We start from the raw sequence: 21,473 nt of genomic DNA, 5'->3' as shown, positions 1-21,473 counted from the left end.
AAGTAATCTCAAGACGTGATGCGCAAGAGGATCACCGAGGCGAAAAAAGCGAGCAGGCCGAAAGCAATACCGAAGCTTGTCGCGTATTGAAGTATATCCAGGCGGTTCCCTTTCCGCCGTTGCGCCAGATAGCCACCCCAGAGCGCCCCTCCGACAAAGCCTGCGAGCACCAGCATCACGATTCCTCCGATTTTGATTTTTCTGAATTGAAACGTCGTCTGACCAATCCGACGGTAAAGGCTAGAGCCCAGACCGCACAGATGAGCGCCAGCGATGTCCAATCACCGAAACGTGCGTAAGGTGTGGGCGCAAGCGCTGTCGGCAGGCTGGCATCTATGACTCCAGTTTGTCCGGTCTCGAGGCGCGCGATGATCTCTCCCTTGGCGTCGATGATCGCGGAAATCCCGGTGTTGGCCGCCCGGACTACAGGAAGCCCTTCTTCGACCGCGCGCATGCGCGCGGAGGCGAGGTGCTGCTCGGGTCCGATGCTGGTCCCGAACCAGGCATCATTTGTGGCGTTGAAAATCCAGTCGGGGCGAAAAAGGTCATCGACTACCTGGCCCGGAAAAATGATTTCGTAACAGATCGCCACCGCGACCAGAGGCGCACCCGGGATCGCCAGCGTGCGTGGCCCTGGTCCTGGCGTGAAATCACCCAAACCTTCGGTCAGCCGCTCGATCGGCAGCCAGCCTCTCAGGGGCACATATTCCCCGAACGGAACAAGATGATGTTTTGCATATCCCGTCAGAATTTCGCCGCTGCCGTCATAGGCTTGAACCGTGTTGAAATATCGGGTTCCCCCATCGCCCTCTACGCGGTCAGGCACGCCTGTCAAAAGGATCCTGCCGTCTGGCAGAACCGTGGATAGCCGCCTACGCGCCAAGGCGTCCTCGTCCAGAAAACCGGGAAAGGCCGTTTCCGGCCACAGCAACAGGTCGAAGCGTCCAGGTTGCGCCGACAAGCCCAAATATTTCTCCAGCGTTCGCTCGCGGCTGCCCGGTGCCCACTTCTCGACTTGCGGCACATTGCCTTGGACGATGCGCAAAGCGCTGTCCGTCGGAGGCACATTCGTCCCTAAACGCAGCGCGCCGCCACCCCAGAGGCCCATCACCACAACGGCGAAGAGCACGAGAACAGGCACGCGTCTGTTTGGTGCCGCCACAATCAACACACCGGGCAACAGCCCTATAAAGACCGTGAGAAAGCTCAGCCCATAGCTTCCTACCCAGGCGGCGGGTTGGCGCAGAGCGGCGTGTTCGACAAGGGCATAAGCGGCAAGGTTCCAGGGAAACCCTGTCAGGACATGACCACGCAGCCATTCTGCGGCAACCCAGCAGGTTGCAAGCAGAAGACCTGCCGTAGTGTCGCCGACAGCACGGCGCTGCATGATGGTGGCAAATAACATCGCCGCAATCGCCGGGAAAATGGCCAGTCCGGCGGACAGTCCCGCGACTGCCGGGATCGCAAGGGCACCGAAACGTTCGGAATCGACGTAAAAGCTCTCGGCGATCCAGGAAACTCCAAACCCGAACTGGCCCATTCCGAAGACCCAGCCGATGAAGAAGGCAGGCGCTGTCGAAACCTGCCGGAGGACGAGAAAGAGTGCTGAGAAGGCGACTGGAACAACGATGAGCCATGAGAATGGTGGAAGGGTTAAAACCGTTAAACCGCCCGCTGCAAAGCTAATCCCTGATCGCAGGGGAATGTAACGGCCACGACCCGTCAGTGGTCGCAAGCCCGCCATCATGTGCCTGTTTTCAACTTGGCGCTCAACCAAGGGGCTATGAGCAGTAGGCCCACGCCACTGACCACGAAAACATCCGCCATGTTGAAGGCGGGCCAATGCGTGGATCCGACATAGAAATCGAGGAAGTCCGTCACACTCCGAAACCGGATGCGGTCGAGGACGTTGCCGAGCGCGCCACCGATAATCGCACCATAGGCGATAGCCTCAACCGGGTTGGCAGTGCGCACCAACATGACGGTCAACCAGCCGCAGACAGCGAGGGCCAACGCCGTAAGGCTCCACCATGGCGCGCCACCAAGTAATCCGAATGTCACGCCATCGTTGCGCAGGTAGATGAGATTGAAACCGGGAAAGACCGGAATTCCGGCGCTCAAATCTGCCGCATTGGCGACGACAATTGCTTTTGTCACCTGATCGACAAGAAAAGCAGTTCCAGCCGCAATGAAACCTTGGAAATGGGTCAGTTTCATCTCATCCTCCCAGCCATACATCGAGGAACAACATGATCACGAGGCCGGCTGCGAGACCGAGTGTCGCCCTGTTTTGATGGCCTGAACGGTGGGTTTCGGGAATGATTTCGTGGCTGATGACGTAGAGCATCGCCCCGGCGGCGAAGGCGAGCCCCCATGGCAACAGCGGCTGCGAGATGCTGATGATCCCAGCCCCAAGAAGCCCGCCTACCGGCTCGACAAGACCTGTCAGGGCGGCAATCCCCCACGCACGGCGCCTGGAATAACCCTCACCAAGCAATGAGACCGCTACGGCGAGACCCTCGGGAGCGTTTTGCAGCCCGATGCCAATCGCAAGCGGCAAGCCACCAGACAGACCGTCAGCCCCAAACCCGACACCAACGGCGAGTCCTTCGGGGAAATTGTGGATCGTGATCGCAATGATGAAGAGCCAGACGCGGCGCAGCGAAGCAGCGTCTGGGCCTTCCCGCCCCGTCTTGAAATGCTCATGCGGCAGCCATTCGTTCATCAGAGCGACCGCGCCCATGCCAAGCAGGATCGCAACACAAACGATGGCCGCCGGGAGAGCACCGTTGTCGAACTGTCCTTCGGCTGCATCGAGAGCCGGGATGATCAGCGAGAAAAACGAGGCCGCGAGCATGACACCCGCTGCGAAGCCAAGTAGCAGATCGCGTGTAGCCCGGGATGGGATGCGCCCGAAAAGAACGGGGATCGCCCCGACCGCGGTCAGCGATCCGGCGGCCAGGCTTCCAAGAAAGCCAAGGGTAATTGGGGAGAAGGGTTCCAAGCGCTGAGGTCTCGCCGATACGTCAGTCAGCGGCCGAATAACTGCTAAAGATCTCGGTCGATCCATCGCCGCGGATCAGGAAGACCTCATAAGCCTCACGATCGTCTTCCGGTCCCATGCCCGGCGATCCATAGGGCATTCCGGGCACCGCCAACCCCACTGCATCTGGACGCTCATCCAACAAACGCTGAATGTCTGATGCCGGTACATGTCCTTCGATCACGTAGCCGTCGACCAAAGCCGTATGGCAGGAGACCATGCGCTGAGGCACGCCATTGTCGAGTTTGAAGCGCACAAGAGATCCCCCGAACATGTCCTCGCCTGTCGGCGCGAATCCGCTTTCCTCGAGGTGCTTCATCCAGGACAGACAACAGCCGCAGCCGTTTGTCTTCCGGACATCAATCTGGATCGCATCGGCGACAGCTTGCGCCGCGGGGAACAAGGCCAGCGTGACTGCAAGGGCGAGAGCCAGTCGTTTCATGGATTAAAGCCTTTCGGTTGTTGTTTGCATAAATTCGCTGGTGAGCCTCTCGGCCAGTAGCGTGCGTGCCTCAGCCAATCGCTCAAGTGCAGCCGTGTCATCCGCATCCCGCTCGGCCGCCTCTGCCAGTCGGTCGTCTGAGAGAGGATCCGTCGGGCGACCATCGACAAGAACCTCATAATGCAGATTGGGGCCGGTCGCGGTGCCGGTCGCACCGACGCGACCGATCATGTCTCCGGCCATCACGCGCTGCCCTTGTTCGAGTGTGTCCGGCACCTCGCTGAGATGTGCGTATCGTGTCAGGGTGTCGGATCCATGCGCTATCTCCACCACCCGGCCATATCCACCGCGACGTCCGATGAAGCTCACGCGTCCGGGCGCCGTCGCTTTCACCGGCGTACCGCTTGCTGCAGCAAAGTCGACGCCGGTGTGCATGCGCACATTCCCATAGACTGGGTGTGTGCGACGGCCAAAGACGGAACTCAGCCGCGCTCCTTCCACCGGTTGGGCAAAGACACGCAGGACCTCTCCATCAACATAGATCGTCGCTTTGCCGCTGCCGTCATCCGGCCAGACGATCTCGTAGACCGTTTCACCAAGATTCAGTGCGGCAAAGGCAAGTTCGGGCTGACCGATCCTCTCGTTTCCGTCGCGCGCTTCGCGCCAAAGAAGACGCATCGTCTCGCCACCGGAAAGTTCGCGTCGAAAATCCACTGTGCCGCCCAGCATCTGCGCCATGTCGACCGCAAAGCGAGCAGGGATGCCCGCCTTGTCCAATGCCGCGAAGACAGAGCTTTCGATCACTGCCTCGCCCGCGAACGTCACCATTTCAGGGTCTGGCTCCAACACGCGTGTGACAAGTTCCTGACCAAAGACCGTTTCGATCCGCACCCCATCGTCAACTGCCAGTTCCACGCGGCTCGGATTTCCGTCCACCTTTGAGATCACAGTGATCTCATGGCCCGGGCGCAATCGGCGCAGGTCATATTCTGCACCAAGCGCGAGCGCGATTTCGGCACGCGCAGGCGCAGCGATACCCGCGTTCGCCAGGACCGCATCCAGCGTCTCGCCCGACGCGATCTCACGCGACCAGGTTATCAAAGGCGGTTCAATCTCGGGCAAGGCGGTTTCTGCGAAGACGGATTGCAAGAGCGGCAGAGGTCGCATTGGGCTAGCATTGTCGGCGTGAAATGCAGCGGGCGTTGTCACATCGTAGTCGGCGATCTGAGGCATCGAGAGCGGATCGGGAGTCCAGAGGGTGGCTTCAGCAATCGCAGGAGGCACTGGCTCTTTGGAAAGAACGCCAGATATGGCGATGGCGGTCACCGAAAAAGCGCCTGCGACCACAGCGCTCGCCAAAACAATTCTAATATTCATGTTGCCCCCTCTACGTCTTCTGTCAGTGCACGCCGGATCTTCGGCACTGCGAATTCTCTTGGCTCGTGATAGTCAATCATGGTGACGAGTTCACCCTTGGCATCGAACAGGAATACGCTTGCCGTATGGTTCATTGTATAGTCGCCGCCTTCGGTCGGAACGCGCTCATACGAGGCACGAAATGCTTCTACAGCGCGGGAAATCTGGTCTTCCGGTCCCGTCCAGCCGCGAATGGCCGGATGAAAATAGCCGACATATTCGGCCATGGCCTCGGCCGTGTCCCGCTCTGGATCGACTGTGATGAAGACCACGTTCATCCGCGCGGCGTCGTCCCCGAGATCTTCAAGCCAACCTGAGATATCCGATAACGTCGTGGGGCAGACATCCGGGCAGTAGGTGAACCCGAAAAACACCATGGTCGGGCGTCCAATCAGGGCTTCTGGGCCCACTTCATTGCCTTCGTGATCGGTCAGTCGGAAATCCATCGCCGACAGGGGGAGAGGCCTTTGGCCGGCCGGTTTTGGTGCGCCGGGACCGTCTACCCGCCACCAGCCGACCCCGAGCATCAGAGCGACAGCGCCTACACCGGCTGCACCGTATTGGACCACATGCCGACGCTGCATCAGCTCTCCGGCCCGCGCGCGGCGATCCCCAGAATTGGGACCTCAACAGTCACTTCACCACCGTCCGAGAACGTCAGTGTCAGTGGGAAGGTCTCGCCTTCGATCATCGGGTTTTGCAGCTTCATGAGCATGGCGTGCAGTCCGCCCGGTTCCAATGCTACGCTTTGGCCCGGTTCAATCGTGATTTCGTCAGCAGGCGCCATAGAACTGACGCCGTCGGCGTTGGTTTTCGTCTCATGGATCTGGGGCATCACGGCCAGTGGTGTTGTAAGCCCGGTCAGCGTGACCGTGTCTTCACCGGTGTTGCGCACAGTCATATAGGCGGCACCAGGGCGGTTGACCCCGATTGAAGCACGGGACCACGCGTTTTCGACGACCACATCCTCCGAACCGGCAAATGCCGGAGTCGACATGCCCGAGAGCAGTAAGACAAGGGTCAAACCGTTGATGTAAGATAGTTTTGTCATGAAGAATTCTCCTGTATCTGGCCGAGCATCAACTTTGGCTGGCCGCAACTTCCGCCGCCACCAGTCGCCGCAGTTCTGCCTCACCAAACGGGTCCAATGGCTTGGCGTTGACGAAGAACGTGGGCGTTTGTCGAACGCCAACCGCTTCGACATCAGCGCGGTCCTGATTGAGCACGGCCACGACACCGGGGGCCAGCATCTGTGTCCGAGCAGCTTCGACATCCAGACCACCGCTTGCGGCAATCTCAAGGATCAAACCCGGTGCCGGAGTGCCATGGGACGCCCATCGCGGCTGCTCGCGCAGGACCGCTTCCAGCACGGGTTCGAACACATGCTGCATCCGCGCAGCTTCGAGAACACGGATCGCTTCCACCGAAGCGTCCCCGTGAAAGGCAGTGTATCGAATGACGACACGGACCGCATCACCGTGCTCAGTCATGATATCCTTGACCACGGGATAGAAGGCGCGGCAGGCCTCGCAAGCTGGATCGAAAAACTCGACAATCGTGACAGGTGCCGTTTCGGGGCCGAGGATCGGGGAATAGGGCCGGATCAGCACATCGTTCACTTCAGGCGCGACAGGGACTGCCTCTGCAATGGGTTGGGGGCGGGTGGCATACCAGGCCGCGCCGCCAAAACCTGCGGCACCAACAGCCAGAACGGATAGAACGAGACCGCGTCGATTCATGTTTGTTTTTCCTTCAGTGAAATGGCCGACAGCACCCCGATCATCGTGAAGGCGACAAGCGCCATCAGCGGAATCGGAATGCCGAAGACCACCTGGTTGTCGTCGGTACAAGAGGGGCCGGTCGCCTTGCAGGGCTGGATCGCCTCGGGGATCAGCCCGACATAGAGGCCGATGTGATACAACGCCACCGCCGCCCCCCCAAGCGCCAGCGCAACGCCATAGCGCCCCACGCGAGGATCTTGCCACCACAGCCCGAGCCCAAGAACGACAGCCAGGGGGAACATGAAGGCGCGCTGGAACCAGCAAAGGACGCAAGGCGTTTGACCAAGAACCTCGCCAATAAAGAGCACGGCAAGCGATGAGATAAGCGCAATGATCCAAGCAAGAACAAGGGCCGTTTCTCCGGAAAGTCGGGTCATGGCGATCAGATCCTCTCTCTCAGATCCGCAAGGATCTCTTCGGCGGGTGTGCCGTAGGGCCAGGAATCGGCGAAGCCCGCCTGCGGATCAAAAAGGAACAGGTGCGATGTGTGCCCCATTGTATAGCCATCCGGCGCGCTGGCCTCTTCGATCCGTTCGAAGTAGATCGGAAAGGTTTCAGCGGTCTCAGCGATCTGATCGGATGTTCCGGTCAGACCGATGATGCCTGCATCAAAGCGCGGCACAAAGTCGGCAAGAGCCATTGGCGTATCGCGTTCGGGATCAATCGAGATGAAGATCGGCTGCACTTTTGCGGCATCCTCGCCAAGTCCATCCATGACCGCCGCCACCTCTGCAAGCGTCGTCGGGCAGACATCTGGGCAATTGGCGAACCCGAAGAACACAAGCATCCAGCGACCCGCAAAGTCCTCTTCGGTGCGGATCATGCCCATATGGTCCGTCAGTTCGAACTGCGCAAGGAAAGGTGGTTCGGTCTCGGCTTGGGAAATATCGGCGCGGTAGTCCGCCCACAGTAACAGCCAGATGAAAACGAGCGCCGCGACGCCCGCCAATACCCATAGCACTTTTTGAAGACCTGAAAGCTTCACGCCGCTCCGCCCGAATTTGATTCTATATTTTAAGCGCGTTTACACCCTCTAGCTACTGTAGGTTCAAGCGTGATTCTTGCCCTGCGGCAGCACGTCACGCACCTGTGAAGCTAATGCTCTCTATTCAGCGCTTCAAAACCTGCCGTCACTCAATGTTTCGCTGCTTCGTCTGACCCTGCAGGTGGCCATCAAGGGAAGGCAACGGCAATTTCCGCTAAATCCGACGCCTGCGGAAACCGGGCCTGCAGATACAAAGCTGCTACGCAGATGCACTGCAAGCATGGGTCATTTTTTAAGGTATCAGTCTAAAATAACGCTTGAACCTACAGCGACTACAGGAACTACAAAGGACGCGAATCAACTGTCGGATCCTGCTCACGGCATGCACGCGCAAAGAACTTCATCCCATTCGGTTTTCCGCCCAACCCCAACTCGGTTGCGATTCACAGAAGCGAACACAGGCGGAAAGTGGAGAATGTCGCGATATGATCTCACTAGAATGGACGATGAACATGCTGAACTATCCCGATGCGGAAACCTTGTCCGGCTCGGATGCAGAAGCGCTACTCAGGAGGACGCAAAATGACACCTGAGATCGGACAATTCGCCCTTACCCTCGCGCTTGCCGTCGCGATTGTTCAAAGCATCTTGCCAATTGTCGGAGCAAGCACGGGACGCGTGCTTTGGATGGAAAGTGCAAAGACAACAGCGGTGCTTCAGGTGACGTTAGTTGCAATTGCGTTTGGCGCGCTCATGCGCTCCTTTGTTGTCAGTGATTTCACGGTTCGAAACGTGGTTGAAAATTCCCACTCTCTGAAGCCGATGATCTTCAAGGTTGCCGGCACTTGGGGCAGCCACGAAGGGTCTCTAGTTCTCTGGACCTTTATTCTCGTACTTTTCGGGGCTGGGGTCGCGCTGCTGGGCAGAAACATTCCGGTTGGTCTCAAAGCGCGAACTCTATCCGTTCAAGCCTGGATCAGCGTCGGTTTCCTGAGCTTCATGCTCTTTACATCCAATCCGTTCGAGCGGGTGTTTCCGCCGCCTCTGGATGGCACAGACCTTAATCCTCTGCTGCAGGACATCGGGTTGGCGATGCATCCCCCGCTCTTGTATTTTGGGTATGTCGGCTTCTCGATCGTCTTCTCCTTCGCGGTCGCGGCTCTGATAGAGGGTCGGGTGGATCCCGCATGGGCGCGTTGGGTGCGGCCTTGGACTCTGACGGCCTGGATCAGCCTCACTGCGGGGATCGCACTCGGCTCTTGGTGGGCCTATTACGAACTTGGCTGGGGCGGCTGGTGGTTTTGGGACCCGGTGGAAAACGCATCCTTCATGCCATGGCTGCTGGGTACGGCACTCCTGCACTCCGCTATCGTCACGGAAAAGCGGGACACGTTCAAAAGCTGGACCATTCTTTTGGCCATCCTGACCTTTTCACTGTCACTTCTGGGGACATTTATCGTCCGATCCGGCATTTTGACATCCGTTCACGCGTTCGCGGTCGACCCGGCGCGCGGCGTGTACATTCTCGGCCTTCTTGGCGTAACCATTGTCGGCTCACTGACACTTTACGCATGGCGCGCGCCTCAGCTTGGATCGGGTGGCGTATTTCGGCCGATTAGCCGCGAGGCGGGGCTTTTGCTCAACAACCTTCTGCTCGCGACCGCAACGGCGACCGTCCTTTTTGGAACACTCTATCCGTTGTTTGTGGAAGCGGTGACTGATGAAAAGATCTCTGTAGGACCACCGTATTTCAACGCGACGTTTATCCCTTTCATGCTGCCGCTAGTCATCATCATGGGAATTGGCCCATTCCTGTCTTGGAAACGGGCCGATCTTCCCGGTATCTGGCAGCGGCTGCGTTTGGTTTTTGGTATCGCGATTGGTGTTGCGGGGATCGTTTGGTACCTTCAGACAGACGGGCCCCTGCTTGCAGTGGTCTCAATAGGGATTGCAGCCTGGGTTTTTGTTGCAACGTTGCGCGAATGGGCGTTGCGCATCAAGCTCTTTGATTTACCCCTTTCACAGTCGCTGCGTCGCGCGCGGAACTTGCCGCGCGCTGCGCACGGTATGACGCTCGCGCATCTTGGCGTTGCAATGCTTGTGCTTGGGTTTGTAGGTTCCACAGCCTGGAAGGAAGAACGTGTTCTTTTCGCAGAACCGGGGACGACCGTGGAAATCGCCGGTTTTGAGGTAATATTCGACGGTGTCGAACGGTTGCGTGGTCCAAACTACATCGCACAACAAGGCCAGCTTCGCGTCTTGAAAGATGGACGGGAGATTACGCTTCTTCGTCCGGAGCGCAGAAACTATCCAGTTGCGGGGACGTCCACAACCGAATCTGCAATCCGATCAACGCTCAGAGGTGATCTCTACGTCACCATCAGTGAGCCTGCGACCGAAAAGGCGTCGGGCCAGTGGAATTTGCGCATTCTCTACGAACCACTGGTTAATTGGATATGGATCGGAGCGACGATGCTGGTGCTTGGCGGGTCCCTTTCGCTATCGGACCGCAGATTGCGGGTGGGTGCGCCGTCGCCAAAAAGCCGGTCGTCAGCGCTTCAACCGGCGGAATGATATGATGAAGAAAATCCTTCTCGCGATGCCAGCGCTGGTCGCAGTGGTCTTGGGTGGATTTTTGTTCTGGGGGCTCAACCCAGACCGAGATCCTAACGCAATTCCTTCCGCTTTGGTCTCCGAACCAGTTCCGGATTTTGAGCTTCCACCGGTAGAGAGCACGCAGACCCCCGGACTGTCGGCCGCAGCCCTTCGTAGCATTGGCGAGCCGGTTTTGGTCAATGTATTCGCTTCATGGTGCGTGCCCTGTCGTGCTGAGCATGCGGTGCTAACCAGGCTTGTTGAACAGGACGGTGTTCGGCTGATGGGGATTAACTACATGGACAAACCAGCAGATGCCGCAAACTGGCTGGAGGAGCTTGGCAACCCCTATGAGAGGATCGGATCAGACAGCGAGGGCCGGGTCGGTATCGAATGGGGTATTTCGGGGGTGCCTGAGACGTTTGTGATCGATGCGAACGGTATCGTAGTCTATCGCTACGTTGGTCCCATTGTGACGCCAGAGGCACAGGATGAAATTCGTGCTGCGTTGGCCGCAGCAGGTGGTCAATCATGAAGAGTTGGCTCTATTCACTGGTGCTGATGCTTTCCGCAACAACCGCGGCATGGGCTGTGGAGCCAGATGAGTTGCTGGATGATCCGGTGCTTGAGTCGCGCGCCCGGGAGCTCTCAAAGCAGCTACGCTGCGTTGTCTGCCAGAATCAGGATATCGATAGCTCAAATGCGGGTGTTGCCCGAACGATGCGCACCTTGCTGCGCGAACGTCTGATTGCAGGTGAAACAAATGACGAGATCATTGCGTTTTTCGTAGATCGATATGGTGACTTCGTCCTGTTCAGGCCGCGACTGAAACCCGCCACGTATCTGTTGTGGTTCGGACCAGCGGTTCTTTTTGCCGTTGGGATTGGCGTTGTCTTTGTCACAATCAGGTACCGAAGCAGGGCCGTTCTTGATGGCACTGCTGATCCACTGAGCCCCGATGAAGAGCGTGAGTTCGAAGCCATTTTTCATGAAAATGAAGGACGGAGAGACCCATGATTTGGTTGGTGTTAGGCGCGATGGCATCCATCACTGTCCTTCTGTTCTTGTCCGGTCTCTATCGAACGGGTGAAGTCCTGAACAGAAAGGATGGAGCGTTGGTTATCCTCAAGGATCAGCTTTCCGAAATTGATACTGATCAAGAGCGGAATCTGATATCCGTTACCGAGGCCGACGCGGCCAGGGTTGAAATCAAACGCCGCATTCTGGCTGCCGGTCGGCTTGCGACACGTGAATCGTCGCGCGCAAGTGGGCGAAGCACCATCTTCGCGTCCGCCATTGCCACGCCATTGGTAGCCTTCGCTCTGTATTCTCAAATCGGCTCGCCACAGATCGAAAGCCAGCCTCTGGCGTCTCGCGCATCTGAAACCCAGGAAGCCGCAAACCTCTCAGAGTTGACCCAGAGACTAAAAACCCGGCTTGAAGCAGACGAGTCTGGTGGACCAAGTGATGGTTGGGTTCTGCTCGGTCAGACCTATATGCGTATGGCTCGTTACGATGATGCCGCCGATGCATTCGAACGCGTCACTGTCCGCGACAATGCAGATATCTCAACCCTATTGCTATATGCCGAGGCCTTGATCGCAGCCGAGAACGGGATCGTGACGCCGCAAGCGGAAAGCGTGATCGAACGCGCATCGGAGATGGCCCCCGATGATCCAGGCCCAATTTTCTATAGAGCCCGGATCCTCGAACAGGACGGGGTTCCAGATGAAGCGAGGACGCTTTTGATCGAGCGCCTCAAGAGAGCGGATCGCGCCTATCCGTGGATGGAACTTTTCCTGTCTGTCGCCAACCGATTGGGGGAACAGGTTGGAGAGAGCCCTGTCACCCTAGCTGATTTCTTTCCGGACTCTCGGGACGCGCGTAGCCCCGGTGCGGCCGATATCGAGGCCGCTCAGGACATGTCGGTCGAGGAACGCAGCGCTTTCGTCCGCTCCATGGTTGACCGCTTGGCGGCGCGATTGTTGGATGACCAAGACAATCTTGAAGGATGGCTTCGGCTTGCGGAGGCGTACAGTGTATTGGGTGACTTTGATGCTGCCCAGAACGCCGCCGACAATGCGCGCACCTTGGCCGAAAGCCTTCCGGAAACCGACCCTATGCGTGCCGCCGCCACGGCCCGATTGGATCGGATCAACAAATAAATTGGGGCCGCGTGGTCTCAGATACATAACAGCTTTCCTTTCACCTGAAACTAAACCACTGTAGGTTCTGCCTCCCTTGAGCAATGCAACGGCACTATGTCATCGTTTTCGGACAGCGCTGAGATTGGCAGCCGACAGTGCTTCGAGAACGGCATCCGCAGATAGTAGTTCAGATAAAATGATACCTTCAGGAGCATCTGGACCGTAGACGATGTTGAGCGGAATTGCGTATCTGCCGTGCGCCTCGAGATAGGATTGGATTTTCGCGTCCGGTCGCGTCCAATCCGCGCGCATCGCAATCACGCCTTCCTCGCCAAGTGCTCCCAAAACTGGTTCACGATCCAGGACCAGGGTTTTGTTTGCTTTACAAGTGATGCACCAATCCGCAGTAACGTCCACGAAGACAGTTTTGCCCTGCGACACTTCACGCGCGATCCGGGACCGGTCGAACTCGACCCAGTAAGAAGTGATCGAGGCTGTTACATCATCGGAGCTTTTTGGCAGCAGTGCAGGGGCCGCCAACGTCATGCCCAAAACCGCAGTCATTCCCCACAGCAAACCGTTACGAGGCTGAACCTGATAGGCTCTCGCCGCCAGTACGATGAGCCCAAGACCCAGCAGCACCAGGCCTGTGAGAGTTGGCGACGTCACACCAATCAAGACCCAGCATAGCCATGCAACGGTTCCGGCAAGCAGCAATCCGAGAACGATCTTCACGCTTATCATCCAGGGTCCCGGTTTGGGCAGTCGAGACAGGAAACCAGGCCAAGCGGCAACCAGAATATATGGCAGTGCAAGCCCAATCCCCATCGCTGTGAAAACCGCAAGTATATCGCCTGTCGTGCCAGAAAGGGCGAAGGCAATGGCTGTCCCCAGCAACGGGGCTGAACAAGGCGTTGCAAGTATCGCAGCCAGAGCGCCGGTGGAGAAGTCTTCGGCATACCCCCGCCCAAAGCGGCCAGATAGCCTAACCATCCAGCTGCTGGGCAAAGAAATTTCAAAAACTCCAAACAAATTTGCCGCAAAGAGTCCGACAACGAGAATGAGTGCAATTAGGAAATATGCATTCTGAAACTGCACACCCCATCCAACGGCATATCCGAGCGTCTGCAGCGCTATGACCGCCAAGGCCAGCACCCACATAAAAGCAACAGTTCCCACAGCCGTAGCGAGAAATCCCGCGCGCAATTGTGAAAGGGAGCGATTCTTCATTCGGAGCGCCGACCCGAACTTAATCGATAGAACTGGCAAGACGCATGGCATTGCGTTCAGTATCAACCCTCCCAGGAAGGACAGCAAGAGAATCGGGAAAAACTGACCCCTATCTTGGCTGGTCTCGGATGCGTAAGGTGGCGCAGGTACAACGTCGGTAGTGTTCACATCATCGAATGTAACCGCGACACCCTCGTCTACGACCGTAATTCGAAGGGAGGTTTGTTCCTCGCTTAACGCGAGAATCGGGATACTTGCCCAGAGACCGGTGCGATCACTTGTAAGGCGGATGTCGGGTGCGCCGAATGCAGAGCCTGCACCAAACTCTGGAAAAAGATCGGGATTGTTCCAGCCAGAAGGCCGCGTCATTTGAACAACCAATGCCTGATCCTGCTTCAGCGATGCGCCCGAGACCGCTATTGCACTTTCTGGCCCTGCAACAGGTACGCGAGCGGCCCATGTCGCGATATCGGTCGCGGCTTTCGCATCGACGCCCGTTCCCAATGGCACAGGGAGTGTCAATTCAAACCTTTCCGGAATGCACACATTGGAGCAGATCAGCAGATCGACGAGTCCCTTCAGCTCGGCCGCTCTATCAGAGTTCGCAAGCCGCAACTGCAATGGAAATATTACTTGTTTGGCATAGCCGAAATTTTCAATTCCGAAGGCGCGGAAACGCGTGGGTGCGGGCCAAAGCATGTCGACGGATTCAAGGTTTGTGGACCCCTCCCAATCGATCTCTGGCGGCAGGCCAACCTCGCCTGGCGACCGCCAGTACGCTTTCCATCCTTCCTCCAGTTCAATCTTCAAACCCGCCGAAAGGAACTGCGATCCTGGGGCGATTCCTGCTTCCGCGACGATCAAACGTGCCGTCAGAACTTCGGAACGATACGCATTGGATTCCAAGGCGCGAACAGGGCTTGCCACAAAAACAAGAAAGAGTGCGAGACTGATAAGCAATCCCTGATACCCTGCCAAGGTTGTACGCATATTCTGACCTCTTTTTCTTCGCGCTCAGTCTCGGGAAGTTACAGCAACGTGCTAGTCCCGAACGCCTTTGTGACGGCGTCGACCCCTCAAACAGTGGGCAGAGCCAAGACTCCGACCAACTAGGCGACAGCGATGCTCGTCTGGGCTTCCTACAAAACAGTCGTTTTTCCGCGTCGAACGCAAGCTGGACCCGCTCTCCATGGTGTCGCGCTCTCAGGCTAGCGCCGTTTCAAGGTTAGTCCTTTTTTGTCTGTTCACGATACTTACGATAGTGCGCCCGTCGAGACCCGATGCTGGGCGACAAAATAGTCGCACCACAACAACGACCAGATGAAAACGAGCGCCGCCACACCCGCCAAAACCCGTAGTACTTTCTGAAGACCTGATAGCCGCACGCCGCTCCGCCCGAATTTGATTCTATATTTTAGGCGCGTTTACACCCTCTAGCTACTGTAGGTTCAAGACCTATTCTGGATGAAAGAGCGATGTTCACTGACCTGTGAGATGCCGAGCGGAACTTGTGCAAAAAAACGCTTAAAGCTACACGGGCTGTAGATAGTTTGGAGAGGTGATATGCTCACAATCGGCACTTTGGCAAAAAGGACCGGGACGAAGGTGCAGACGATCCGCTATTACGAGCAGATCGGACTCCTGCCCGAGCCCGGGCGATCGGCTGGCGGTCAGCGGCGCTATGGAGATAGTGAGCTTGACCGCTTGTCTTTCGTCCGGCATGCGCGGCAACTCGGGTTCTCGCTGGACGCAATCCGTGAGCTTCTTGATCTGAGCGATCATCCAGACAAGTCGTGCGCGGAGGCCGATGCCATCGCTCGCCGACAACTCAAGCAGGTTGAGCAACGTATGGCCCGACTTGAAGCCCTTCGGACAGAATTGCAGAGGATGGTGCACGAATGCAGCGGCGGGCACACGGCCGATTGCCGTGTGCTGGAGGTGTTGCGCGACCATTCCGAGTGCCTGACGGACCACGACGAGATCGGCGCCTGAGATGACCGCAGTGCTCGTCTATCCGCTCGCGGCCTTGGCTGAGATCGCCGGATGCTTTGCCATCTGGGCATGGTGGCGTCTTGGCGCGTCCCCACTTTGGCTTGTCCCCGGTGTGGCGGCGCTGGTGGCGTTCGGCTGGCTTCTGGCTCAGGTCGACACTGTGGCTGCGGGACGCGCCTTTGCCGCCTATGGTGGGATCTATATTGCCGCGTCCATTCTCTGGATGTGGCTCGCCGAAGGGCACCGGCCGGACAGGTGGGATCTGCTCGGCACCACTGTATGCTTGTTGGGTGCTGCCATCATCCTCGCGGCACCCCGCGGAGCGTAATAAAACGGCATTGCTCCTACAGTAGCTTTAGCTTTTACAACGGTGCGCGTTTCACAGGCTAAAGCAAGGCAGGAATTGAATGTTCGAAATCTCAGGTGTTGGAATCGTCGCGGCTTTTCTGGGTGGCGCTATATCCTTTCTGTCGCCTTGCGTCTTGCCTCTTGCACCTGGCTACGTCTCTTACATCGCGGGACAGCCCGCCGCGAAATCCGGGGCGGCGCGCAGCATTGCCGAACGGGCGCGCAGCGTGGTCCTGAGTTTGTGGTTCGTGCTCGGGTTTTCGACAGTCTTCGTGGCGCTCGGGGCCGGGGCAAGTCTTTTGGGCGGGATGCTCTTGCGCTGGAAATACGAACTCGGGCTTGCGGGTGGCTTCTTGATCGTCTTGTTCGGACTTGTCATGATGGGCGCGATCAAGATCCCCGCAATGATGCGTGACACGAGGCCCGACGTAAAAGTTGACGGCGGCAGCGCCGTTGGAGCCTACCTTTTGGGTCTTGCCTTTGCCTTTGGCTGGACGCCCTGCATAGGCCCTGTGCTTGGGTCGATCCTGGCAGTAAGCGCGACATCTGGAGCGGACGGGATGGCCTTGCTGGCAATCTACTCCGCAGGGCTTGGACTGCCGTTTCTAATCATAGCGCTCTTCACCAACGAGATTGCAGGCAGGCTAAAGCGGATCGGTGCGGCTGGTCGATGGCTCTATCGTATATCGGGCGGACTGATGGTGCTGATGGGTATCGGCGTGATGACAGGTCAGATCAGCCGCCTTGCCTTCTGGCTGCTCGAAACCTTCCCGGCCCTTGGCACTATCGGATAGAGCTGTGATCGAAAGTAACATTTGAGAAAAGGCTTGTCTCTCTAGTCACTGTAGAGATTAAGACTCCTCGTGAACGATTCGAGGAGAGACCCTGTGGCACCCACCGATTCCTATTTAACCGCAACAAGACTGCTGGATTTTGACTCGCCCTCAATCTCGAACCTGGTACGAGATCGTGGCTGGCATGACCTTGCCCGTGTCGACCGGATTGGCGCGGTTTATGACTTTGTCCGGAACGTGATTGCGTTCGGCTACAACCGCGTCGACGACATTCCCGCCTCTGCGGTGCTGACCGACGGCTACGGGCAGTGCAACACGAAAGGGACGCTTCTCATGGCACTGCTGCGCAGCGTAGGCATCCGCTGCCGACTGCACGGCTTCACCATCCACAAGGCCCTGCAGCGTGGCGTGGTGCCCGAATTGGTCTACCCCCTCGCACCGTCCGAAATTCTGCACTCGTGGGTCGAAGTCGAAACAGAAGAGGGCTGGATCAATCTCGAAGGCTTCATTCTGGACGCCCCCTTCCTGCAGTCGCTTCAGAAGGAATTCAGCGAAACAGAAAGCCTTTGCGGCTACGGCGCTGGAACGGATTGCCTGAGTGCGCCACCAGTCAGTTGGAACGGCGGCAGCACTTATATTCAGAAAACCGGTATCGTTCGTGATTTTGGAACCTTTGATGCGCCCGATGACTTTTATTTGAAATATAGTCAGAACTTCGGATTTGCGCGTGACTTTCTCTATCGCCACGTCATCCGTCACTGGATGAATGCCCGGGTTCGCCGCATCCGTCGTGGAATGTTGCCAAAGGTCCCTGGTCTCAGTCGACCGAACCACAGCCATGAGGAGAACAACCGTGCCGCATGATCATGGCCATACCCACATTGATCCTGAATCAGGTGATCGTAGGGTCTCCATCGCAATCTGGGCCAACGGGCTTCTGACCGTCGCGCAGATCGTTGGCGGCATCCTTTCCGGCAGCCTGGCGCTGATCGCAGATGCCCTACACAATTTTTCGGACATGGCGTCACTGGTGATCGCGTTCGTTGCGCGCAAAATCGCCAGACGACCCGCCGATGAACGCATGACATTCGGCTATGGTCGGATTGAAATCGTCGCGGCACTCATCAACTACACGACCCTGATCCTGATCGGTTTCTACCTGATCTATGAGGGTGGCATGCGGATGATCGACCCGCCCGAGGTCGCTGGTTGGACGGTGGTGATCCTGGGCGGTGTGGCACTCGTCGTCGACACGTTGACGGCGCTGCTCACCTATTCGATGCAGAAAGGCAGTGTGAACATCCGTGCGCTTTTCCTGCACAACCTGTCGGACGCTTTGGCCTCTGTGGCAGTCATCATTGGAGGGTCCCTGATCATCCTCTACGACATGCGATGGGTCGATCCCGCAATCACCATCGGCATTGCCCTTTACATCCTCTATCTGGCTTTCACTGAGATTGGCGGTCCGATCAGAACCCTGATGCTCGGCAGCCCACCCGACATCGACAATGCAGCCGTCGTTGAGGCGCTGCGGAGCGTCGATGGTGTAGCGGACGTTCACCACGTGCATCTGTGGCAGATGGAGGAGCACAAGGCGGCGCTGGACTGCCACGTGGTGCTGACAGCGGGCGGCTGGGGTAAAATCGAAAAGATCAAGGCAGCGATCAAGGACCGGCTGAAGGAGGACTTCAACATCGCCCATTCCAGCCTGGAGTTCGAACACGAAGACCGCGCACACGAAAACGCCGACCTCTACGGTCACGGCAAGCCTGAAGAGGAGGAGAACCGTTTTCACTGAGCTTGTGAGAGGTCATGAAGGTGTGATCGACGTCGATTGCGAGTGCAAGCTAAGCGACAGCGACCTGAAACGGGTGCACGGCCTGCTTCAAGCCAGCCTGGCCTGGTCCTCGAACTCACGAGGTTCGAAGCCTTCAAGGTTCCGTCTGCTTCTGAGCCGTTGCAGAACTGCTGAGAGCCCGAATGCGTCCTATTCGCCAAACAGATTTAGGTAGAACCGATTTAAGGGCAATTCGAGACTCATTTGACGATCGAGATGGCTCGGACGCTTTGACATGCCGTGGGATTGGCGCAGCGCGGAACGTGGCGGATGACGACGGGCGGCTCGGTCACCTCGCGATCTTGCTGACCGCCGCAACCGCAACACGCATCATCATTGTTGCAATAGTATATTTTCGTAGGTATGCTGGGTGAAGATTGTCAAGGGTCCTTGCCATGCGTTTCGAATTCAAAAACCTCCCTCTGGCGGCCTTTTTAGCTCTCGCCTTGACCGGCCCAACAGTTCCGACACAAGCACGCGCCCAAACCTATCAGATCGATTGTGCCATCCTGCTGTGTTTGTCCGGTGGATGGCCAGCTTCCGTGCCCTGCGCCCGCGCACGGGCCGAGTTCATCCGGCGCATAACTCCATGGCCGGTGGAGCCGCCGCTTCAGATTTGGCGCTGCCCGATGGGTGCGTCTTACGATGGACCTGCTAGATCGCGGCCCGCGGACCGGATCTTCGATGCCCTATATGGTGATTCAGGAACCCCTCCAAACTCTTCAACCCCGCTCTTCGATCAGGCAGCCAGGGCAGGCGGGATGCTTGGGCGCAAAGGCTCCAACGCGGCTTGGGACAACCTCGTAAGGGCTGATTACGCCCTCCAGCTCGTAAAAGACCGCGCCGACATCGATATCAGCGGGCCGGAATTCAACTTCGTGCGTTCCATCCGCGTCTTTGACGTTCGTTATGCCCGCCAGCACGAATCCGGGCGAGATGGCGACTGCAACCGCAGCGCCGCCGTTGTCCTCGGCACCTACGGGATCCAGGGCGATTTTTCTTGGAGGGTGTCGTCACCCGCAGCGCTTCCTGATGCGCATGCCGGTCTCGAGCGATGGGGCGAGCACTGCCCGAGCATTTATCACAGATCCGTCTTCGTTGAGTGGCGTGACTATAGCGGGAATTACGGTTTTGAGCAGGTCAATTACTGACTATTGAGCCGCAGCGAAGTCGCGCAGGGCCTTGTACGAAATCAAACCTGCAACGCAGGCACACTCACACAATCGAGGGCCATAAAGGCCATATTCTACCATGTCAGTCGTTGCGACAGGGCAGCTGCATGAGAGACGCGAAGTCAATTTCGGCTTTATCCGCATCGCAGAGCTCCGGGTAAATCTTTGAGACACGCTGCGGGCCATGGATGTCCCACCGGATTGCCAGAGCACCTGTGTTCCAGCGATATACCCAGCCGACAATGGTTTCTTCATCGGTTGCAATCAAATTGGCGATCGCGACGCCTTCGACCTCATTTTCGTTCACTGTTTACTGACTTCCTGCAATTTGGCGTTGCGGATAGCAGCTCAGATCCAAAGCGTTTGCTGCAACCGTGTGCCGGGCCTCGTTAAAATCGGTTACTGTTCGTCCTCGCGGTAACGAATTCACACCGGGAGAAGTCAGCTCCCGTGTTCTCGAAAGATGAAATGGTTCAAATCCTGTGGTCGGGCTCCGTGGCGGCTTCAACGATCGCCAAAACCTCGAAGGGGTCAAAGCCGATGGCGCGCGCAAGGACGACCAGCTCGACGACGTCGACCCGGCGCTGGCCGCTTTCAATGCGCGCCACGAGAGATTGATGGCACTTGAGCCTGTCCGCCAAGTCGTCCTGGCCCAAGCCTGCGCTTTTACGCGCGTCGACCAATGCTTGGCAGAGCGCCACCTGTCCCGTGCTTCTGATTGTCTTTGCCACGCGTCACATACCTTTTGTGACGTCGCTAGCGGATGAAATCTGTTATCTAAAAAGTAGATATTTGAGGGTGTTATCGGCGTCTGGTTTCCATGGGCTGCAAGTCTGATGCTCCCGAGGTTGCCCATCAATCCCCTACCAATTGCAGGAACCGGCCATAGTCCTCGCTGACTTCGCGCGCTTCCTCGAAGGCGCGGGCGCGTTCGCTGTCGAGGCAACGGAAGTAGCTCTGGATATCCTGGATGTAGTCTTCGAAATCGCCACGGATGATGTCTGCATAGTCCCGCGCTGCCTGCGAATCGCTTGGCAGGAAAGGACGGGATGGCGCAAAGCAGGATTCCGCCAAAACCGGCCCGGGAACGCAGATCAGAAGGACTATAGCTTGCAATGGGAGCAGGCATGTCAACCTTGGGTTTCTCAAACCTGTTATCTCCTTGATCGCAGACACTGGCCGTGACTAGTGTTTGCGTGACCAAACTACAGCTAAAGCACGATATTACATCTTGCGGTTGATAGTATACTATCGTAACTCTGGGCTTCAAGTGGGAATGCCTAGGGTCGCGCCATTGGAGAAAGCGTGAGCCGGGCCATGAACTGGGACATCGAAGCACCAAATGTGGTTACGGAAGCACGTTTCCGCGAACTCGTGGAAAGCGGCTATAGCGCAGAAATCCTGTGCCAAGAGTCGGCACACAAGAAAGGCCCCAGCTATTACGGGGTCTGGATCATGCGTATTGTCTCTGATGACGGGGTGGAAAAGCTCCTCGTCACCGCCCGCACGCGGACGACCTACAACGATATCAAGATCCGCGAGTTCAAGACGATCTCCGGCGTGGTGTCATTCTTCATTGGCCTTGGCTTTGCGCATGTCGACCTGCCGCTTGAGGCGGGGACAAGCCGTACGCACAAACTTGCGCCGTCAGACAAAGCCCCATCAGTCAAGGGCGCTGGCAGCTAACCTCG

General features: G+C 57.5%; 26 protein-coding genes. 11 read left to right on the top strand and 15 right to left on the bottom strand.

All coding sequences use genetic code 11. The annotated features are described in order from the left end of the window. Positions 1–8 precede the first annotated feature (8 nt). The 11 genes from RAK1035_RS20450 to RAK1035_RS19635 are packed head-to-tail and all read right to left on the bottom strand — an operon-like array spanning position 9 to position 7,631. The gene (locus tag RAK1035_RS20450) at positions 9–176 is read right to left on the bottom strand and encodes a hypothetical protein (RefSeq protein ID WP_008282832.1); all 168 of its coding nucleotides are present in this window, start codon (positions 174–176) and stop codon (positions 9–11) included. Continuing rightward, positions 176–1,747 carry an apolipoprotein N-acyltransferase gene (gene lnt / locus RAK1035_RS19680; RefSeq protein WP_050775788.1) on the bottom strand — a complete coding sequence of 524 codons (1,572 nt, stop codon included), beginning with the start codon at positions 1,745–1,747 and terminating at the stop codon, positions 176–178. Before lnt ends, RAK1035_RS20450 begins: the two co-directional genes overlap by 1 nt. After that, positions 1,744–2,238, bottom strand: coding sequence for a signal peptidase II (lspA, locus tag RAK1035_RS19675; RefSeq protein WP_008282830.1), 495 nt, complete (start codon positions 2,236–2,238; stop codon positions 1,744–1,746). Before lspA ends, lnt begins: the two co-directional genes overlap by 4 nt. Beyond that, positions 2,219–3,004 carry a ZIP family metal transporter gene (locus RAK1035_RS19670; RefSeq protein ID WP_008282829.1) on the bottom strand — a complete coding sequence of 262 codons (786 nt, stop codon included), beginning with the start codon at positions 3,002–3,004 and terminating at the stop codon, positions 2,219–2,221. Before RAK1035_RS19670 ends, lspA begins: the two co-directional genes overlap by 20 nt. A 22-nt stretch (positions 3,005–3,026) precedes the next feature. Beyond that, complete coding sequence (locus RAK1035_RS19665) at positions 3,027–3,485, bottom strand: DUF411 domain-containing protein (RefSeq protein WP_008282828.1); 459 nt, start codon at positions 3,483–3,485, stop codon at positions 3,027–3,029. Positions 3,486–3,488: 3 nt separating this feature from the next. Further along, positions 3,489–4,862 carry a M23 family metallopeptidase gene (locus RAK1035_RS19660; RefSeq protein ID WP_008282827.1) on the bottom strand — a complete coding sequence of 458 codons (1,374 nt, stop codon included), beginning with the start codon at positions 4,860–4,862 and terminating at the stop codon, positions 3,489–3,491. Further along, complete coding sequence (locus tag RAK1035_RS19655) at positions 4,859–5,485, bottom strand: SCO family protein (protein ID WP_037275514.1); 627 nt, start codon at positions 5,483–5,485, stop codon at positions 4,859–4,861. The genes RAK1035_RS19660 and RAK1035_RS19655 overlap by 4 nt, the downstream gene beginning before the upstream one ends. After that, positions 5,485–5,952, bottom strand: a complete 468-nt coding sequence (locus RAK1035_RS19650; RefSeq protein WP_008282825.1) for a copper chaperone PCu(A)C — start codon at positions 5,950–5,952, stop codon at positions 5,485–5,487. The genes RAK1035_RS19655 and RAK1035_RS19650 overlap by 1 nt, the downstream gene beginning before the upstream one ends. 28 nt (positions 5,953–5,980) lie before the next feature. Beyond that, on the bottom strand, positions 5,981–6,640 hold the full coding sequence (locus tag RAK1035_RS19645; protein ID WP_008282983.1) for a DsbA family protein: 660 nt from the start codon (positions 6,638–6,640) through the stop codon (positions 5,981–5,983). Then, a complete protein-coding gene (locus RAK1035_RS19640; RefSeq protein WP_037239850.1) occupies positions 6,637–7,059 on the bottom strand; it encodes a disulfide bond formation protein B in 423 nt (140 codons plus the stop codon). The genes RAK1035_RS19645 and RAK1035_RS19640 overlap by 4 nt, the downstream gene beginning before the upstream one ends. 5 nt (positions 7,060–7,064) lie before the next feature. After that, positions 7,065–7,631 (bottom strand): SCO family protein, encoded by a 567-nt coding sequence (locus RAK1035_RS19635; protein WP_008282981.1) that lies wholly within the window; start codon positions 7,629–7,631, stop codon positions 7,065–7,067. A gap of 618 nt (positions 7,632–8,249) precedes the next feature. Between RAK1035_RS19635 and RAK1035_RS19630 the strand changes: the two genes are divergently transcribed. Genes RAK1035_RS19630 through ccmI form a run of 4 tightly spaced genes read left to right on the top strand, consistent with a single transcriptional unit; the run spans position 8,250 to position 12,427 of the window. Beyond that, the gene (locus RAK1035_RS19630) at positions 8,250–10,241 is read left to right on the top strand and encodes a heme lyase CcmF/NrfE family subunit (RefSeq protein ID WP_008282980.1); all 1,992 of its coding nucleotides are present in this window, start codon (positions 8,250–8,252) and stop codon (positions 10,239–10,241) included. Positions 10,242–10,245: 4 nt separating this feature from the next. Then, the gene (locus RAK1035_RS19625) at positions 10,246–10,797 is read left to right on the top strand and encodes a DsbE family thiol:disulfide interchange protein (protein WP_027263707.1); all 552 of its coding nucleotides are present in this window, start codon (positions 10,246–10,248) and stop codon (positions 10,795–10,797) included. Continuing rightward, positions 10,794–11,279, top strand: coding sequence for a cytochrome c-type biogenesis protein (locus RAK1035_RS19620; protein WP_008282978.1), 486 nt, complete (start codon positions 10,794–10,796; stop codon positions 11,277–11,279). The genes RAK1035_RS19625 and RAK1035_RS19620 overlap by 4 nt, the downstream gene beginning before the upstream one ends. Continuing rightward, on the top strand, positions 11,276–12,427 hold the full coding sequence (ccmI, locus tag RAK1035_RS19615) for a c-type cytochrome biogenesis protein CcmI (RefSeq protein ID WP_008282977.1): 1,152 nt from the start codon (positions 11,276–11,278) through the stop codon (positions 12,425–12,427). Before RAK1035_RS19620 ends, ccmI begins: the two co-directional genes overlap by 4 nt. A 99-nt stretch (positions 12,428–12,526) precedes the next feature. On the opposite strand, the gene RAK1035_RS19610 is transcribed toward ccmI, so the two are convergent. Beyond that, the gene (locus tag RAK1035_RS19610; RefSeq protein WP_008282976.1) at positions 12,527–14,629 is read right to left on the bottom strand and encodes a protein-disulfide reductase DsbD family protein; all 2,103 of its coding nucleotides are present in this window, start codon (positions 14,627–14,629) and stop codon (positions 12,527–12,529) included. Positions 14,630–15,202: 573 nt separating this feature from the next. On the opposite strand from RAK1035_RS19610, the gene RAK1035_RS19600 reads away from it, so the two are divergent. The 6 genes from RAK1035_RS19600 (at position 15,203) to RAK1035_RS19575 (ending at position 19,761) form a co-directional block, all read left to right on the top strand. Next, on the top strand, positions 15,203–15,631 hold the full coding sequence (locus tag RAK1035_RS19600; protein WP_008282975.1) for a MerR family transcriptional regulator: 429 nt from the start codon (positions 15,203–15,205) through the stop codon (positions 15,629–15,631). Between the two features lies 1 nt (position 15,632). Next, positions 15,633–15,959 carry a YnfA family protein gene (locus RAK1035_RS19595; RefSeq protein ID WP_008282974.1) on the top strand — a complete coding sequence of 109 codons (327 nt, stop codon included), beginning with the start codon at positions 15,633–15,635 and terminating at the stop codon, positions 15,957–15,959. A 79-nt stretch (positions 15,960–16,038) separates the two neighbouring features. Continuing rightward, positions 16,039–16,773 carry a cytochrome c biogenesis CcdA family protein gene (locus tag RAK1035_RS19590; protein ID WP_008282973.1) on the top strand — a complete coding sequence of 245 codons (735 nt, stop codon included), beginning with the start codon at positions 16,039–16,041 and terminating at the stop codon, positions 16,771–16,773. A 93-nt stretch (positions 16,774–16,866) separates the two neighbouring features. Then, positions 16,867–17,637 carry a transglutaminase-like domain-containing protein gene (locus RAK1035_RS19585; RefSeq protein ID WP_008282972.1) on the top strand — a complete coding sequence of 257 codons (771 nt, stop codon included), beginning with the start codon at positions 16,867–16,869 and terminating at the stop codon, positions 17,635–17,637. Further along, on the top strand, positions 17,627–18,571 hold the full coding sequence (locus RAK1035_RS19580; RefSeq protein ID WP_008282971.1) for a cation diffusion facilitator family transporter: 945 nt from the start codon (positions 17,627–17,629) through the stop codon (positions 18,569–18,571). Before RAK1035_RS19585 ends, RAK1035_RS19580 begins: the two co-directional genes overlap by 11 nt. Positions 18,572–19,005: 434 nt before the next feature. After that, positions 19,006–19,761, top strand: a complete 756-nt coding sequence (locus tag RAK1035_RS19575) for a hypothetical protein (protein WP_085976983.1) — start codon at positions 19,006–19,008, stop codon at positions 19,759–19,761. Positions 19,762–19,864: 103 nt separating this feature from the next. On the opposite strand, the gene RAK1035_RS19570 is transcribed toward RAK1035_RS19575, so the two are convergent. The 3 genes from RAK1035_RS19570 to RAK1035_RS19560 form a co-directional block, all read right to left on the bottom strand. After that, positions 19,865–20,089 carry a hypothetical protein gene (locus tag RAK1035_RS19570; protein WP_008282968.1) on the bottom strand — a complete coding sequence of 75 codons (225 nt, stop codon included), beginning with the start codon at positions 20,087–20,089 and terminating at the stop codon, positions 19,865–19,867. A gap of 166 nt (positions 20,090–20,255) precedes the next feature. Then, on the bottom strand, positions 20,256–20,513 hold the full coding sequence (locus RAK1035_RS19565) for a helix-turn-helix domain-containing protein (RefSeq protein ID WP_008282967.1): 258 nt from the start codon (positions 20,511–20,513) through the stop codon (positions 20,256–20,258). A gap of 124 nt (positions 20,514–20,637) precedes the next feature. Next, on the bottom strand, positions 20,638–20,889 hold the full coding sequence (locus RAK1035_RS19560) for a hypothetical protein (protein WP_153218141.1): 252 nt from the start codon (positions 20,887–20,889) through the stop codon (positions 20,638–20,640). A 210-nt stretch (positions 20,890–21,099) separates the two neighbouring features. Here RAK1035_RS19560 and RAK1035_RS19555 point away from each other — a divergent pair, with 210 nt between their 5' ends. Further along, positions 21,100–21,468 (top strand): hypothetical protein, encoded by a 369-nt coding sequence (locus RAK1035_RS19555; RefSeq protein ID WP_008282965.1) that lies wholly within the window; start codon positions 21,100–21,102, stop codon positions 21,466–21,468. Positions 21,469–21,473: the final 5 nt, after the last annotated feature.

Source organism: Roseovarius sp. AK1035, from assembly GCF_003288315.1.
Lineage (GTDB): Bacteria > Pseudomonadota > Alphaproteobacteria > Rhodobacterales > Rhodobacteraceae > Roseovarius > Roseovarius mucosus_A.
The sequence above is the reverse complement of the archived record's forward strand: the minus strand, read 5'-3'. Positions and strand labels throughout refer to the sequence as shown.

Coding starts and splice junctions, on each gene's coding strand:
- RAK1035_RS19620 (WP_008282978.1), top strand. CDS start 10,794: ATGAAGAGTTGGCTCTATTCACTGGTGCTGATGCTTTCCGCAACAACC.
- RAK1035_RS19665 (WP_008282828.1), bottom strand. CDS start 3,485: ATGAAACGACTGGCTCTCGCCCTTGCAGTCACGCTGGCCTTGTTCCCC.
- lnt (WP_050775788.1), bottom strand. CDS start 1,747: ATGATGGCGGGCTTGCGACCACTGACGGGTCGTGGCCGTTACATTCCC.
- RAK1035_RS19640 (WP_037239850.1), bottom strand. CDS start 7,059: ATGACCCGACTTTCCGGAGAAACGGCCCTTGTTCTTGCTTGGATCATT.
- ccmI (WP_008282977.1), top strand. CDS start 11,276: ATGATTTGGTTGGTGTTAGGCGCGATGGCATCCATCACTGTCCTTCTG.
- RAK1035_RS20450 (WP_008282832.1), bottom strand. CDS start 176: ATGCTGGTGCTCGCAGGCTTTGTCGGAGGGGCGCTCTGGGGTGGCTAT.
- RAK1035_RS19655 (WP_037275514.1), bottom strand. CDS start 5,485: ATGCAGCGTCGGCATGTGGTCCAATACGGTGCAGCCGGTGTAGGCGCT.
- RAK1035_RS19590 (WP_008282973.1), top strand. CDS start 16,039: ATGTTCGAAATCTCAGGTGTTGGAATCGTCGCGGCTTTTCTGGGTGGC.
- RAK1035_RS19555 (WP_008282965.1), top strand. CDS start 21,100: ATGAACTGGGACATCGAAGCACCAAATGTGGTTACGGAAGCACGTTTC.
- RAK1035_RS19625 (WP_027263707.1), top strand. CDS start 10,246: ATGAAGAAAATCCTTCTCGCGATGCCAGCGCTGGTCGCAGTGGTCTTG.
- RAK1035_RS19660 (WP_008282827.1), bottom strand. CDS start 4,862: ATGAATATTAGAATTGTTTTGGCGAGCGCTGTGGTCGCAGGCGCTTTT.
- RAK1035_RS19600 (WP_008282975.1), top strand. CDS start 15,203: ATGCTCACAATCGGCACTTTGGCAAAAAGGACCGGGACGAAGGTGCAG.
- RAK1035_RS19645 (WP_008282983.1), bottom strand. CDS start 6,640: ATGAATCGACGCGGTCTCGTTCTATCCGTTCTGGCTGTTGGTGCCGCA.
- RAK1035_RS19630 (WP_008282980.1), top strand. CDS start 8,250: ATGACACCTGAGATCGGACAATTCGCCCTTACCCTCGCGCTTGCCGTC.
- RAK1035_RS19650 (WP_008282825.1), bottom strand. CDS start 5,952: ATGACAAAACTATCTTACATCAACGGTTTGACCCTTGTCTTACTGCTC.
- RAK1035_RS19595 (WP_008282974.1), top strand. CDS start 15,633: ATGACCGCAGTGCTCGTCTATCCGCTCGCGGCCTTGGCTGAGATCGCC.
- RAK1035_RS19575 (WP_085976983.1), top strand. CDS start 19,006: ATGCGTTTCGAATTCAAAAACCTCCCTCTGGCGGCCTTTTTAGCTCTC.
- RAK1035_RS19610 (WP_008282976.1), bottom strand. CDS start 14,629: ATGCGTACAACCTTGGCAGGGTATCAGGGATTGCTTATCAGTCTCGCA.
- lspA (WP_008282830.1), bottom strand. CDS start 2,238: ATGTATGGCTGGGAGGATGAGATGAAACTGACCCATTTCCAAGGTTTC.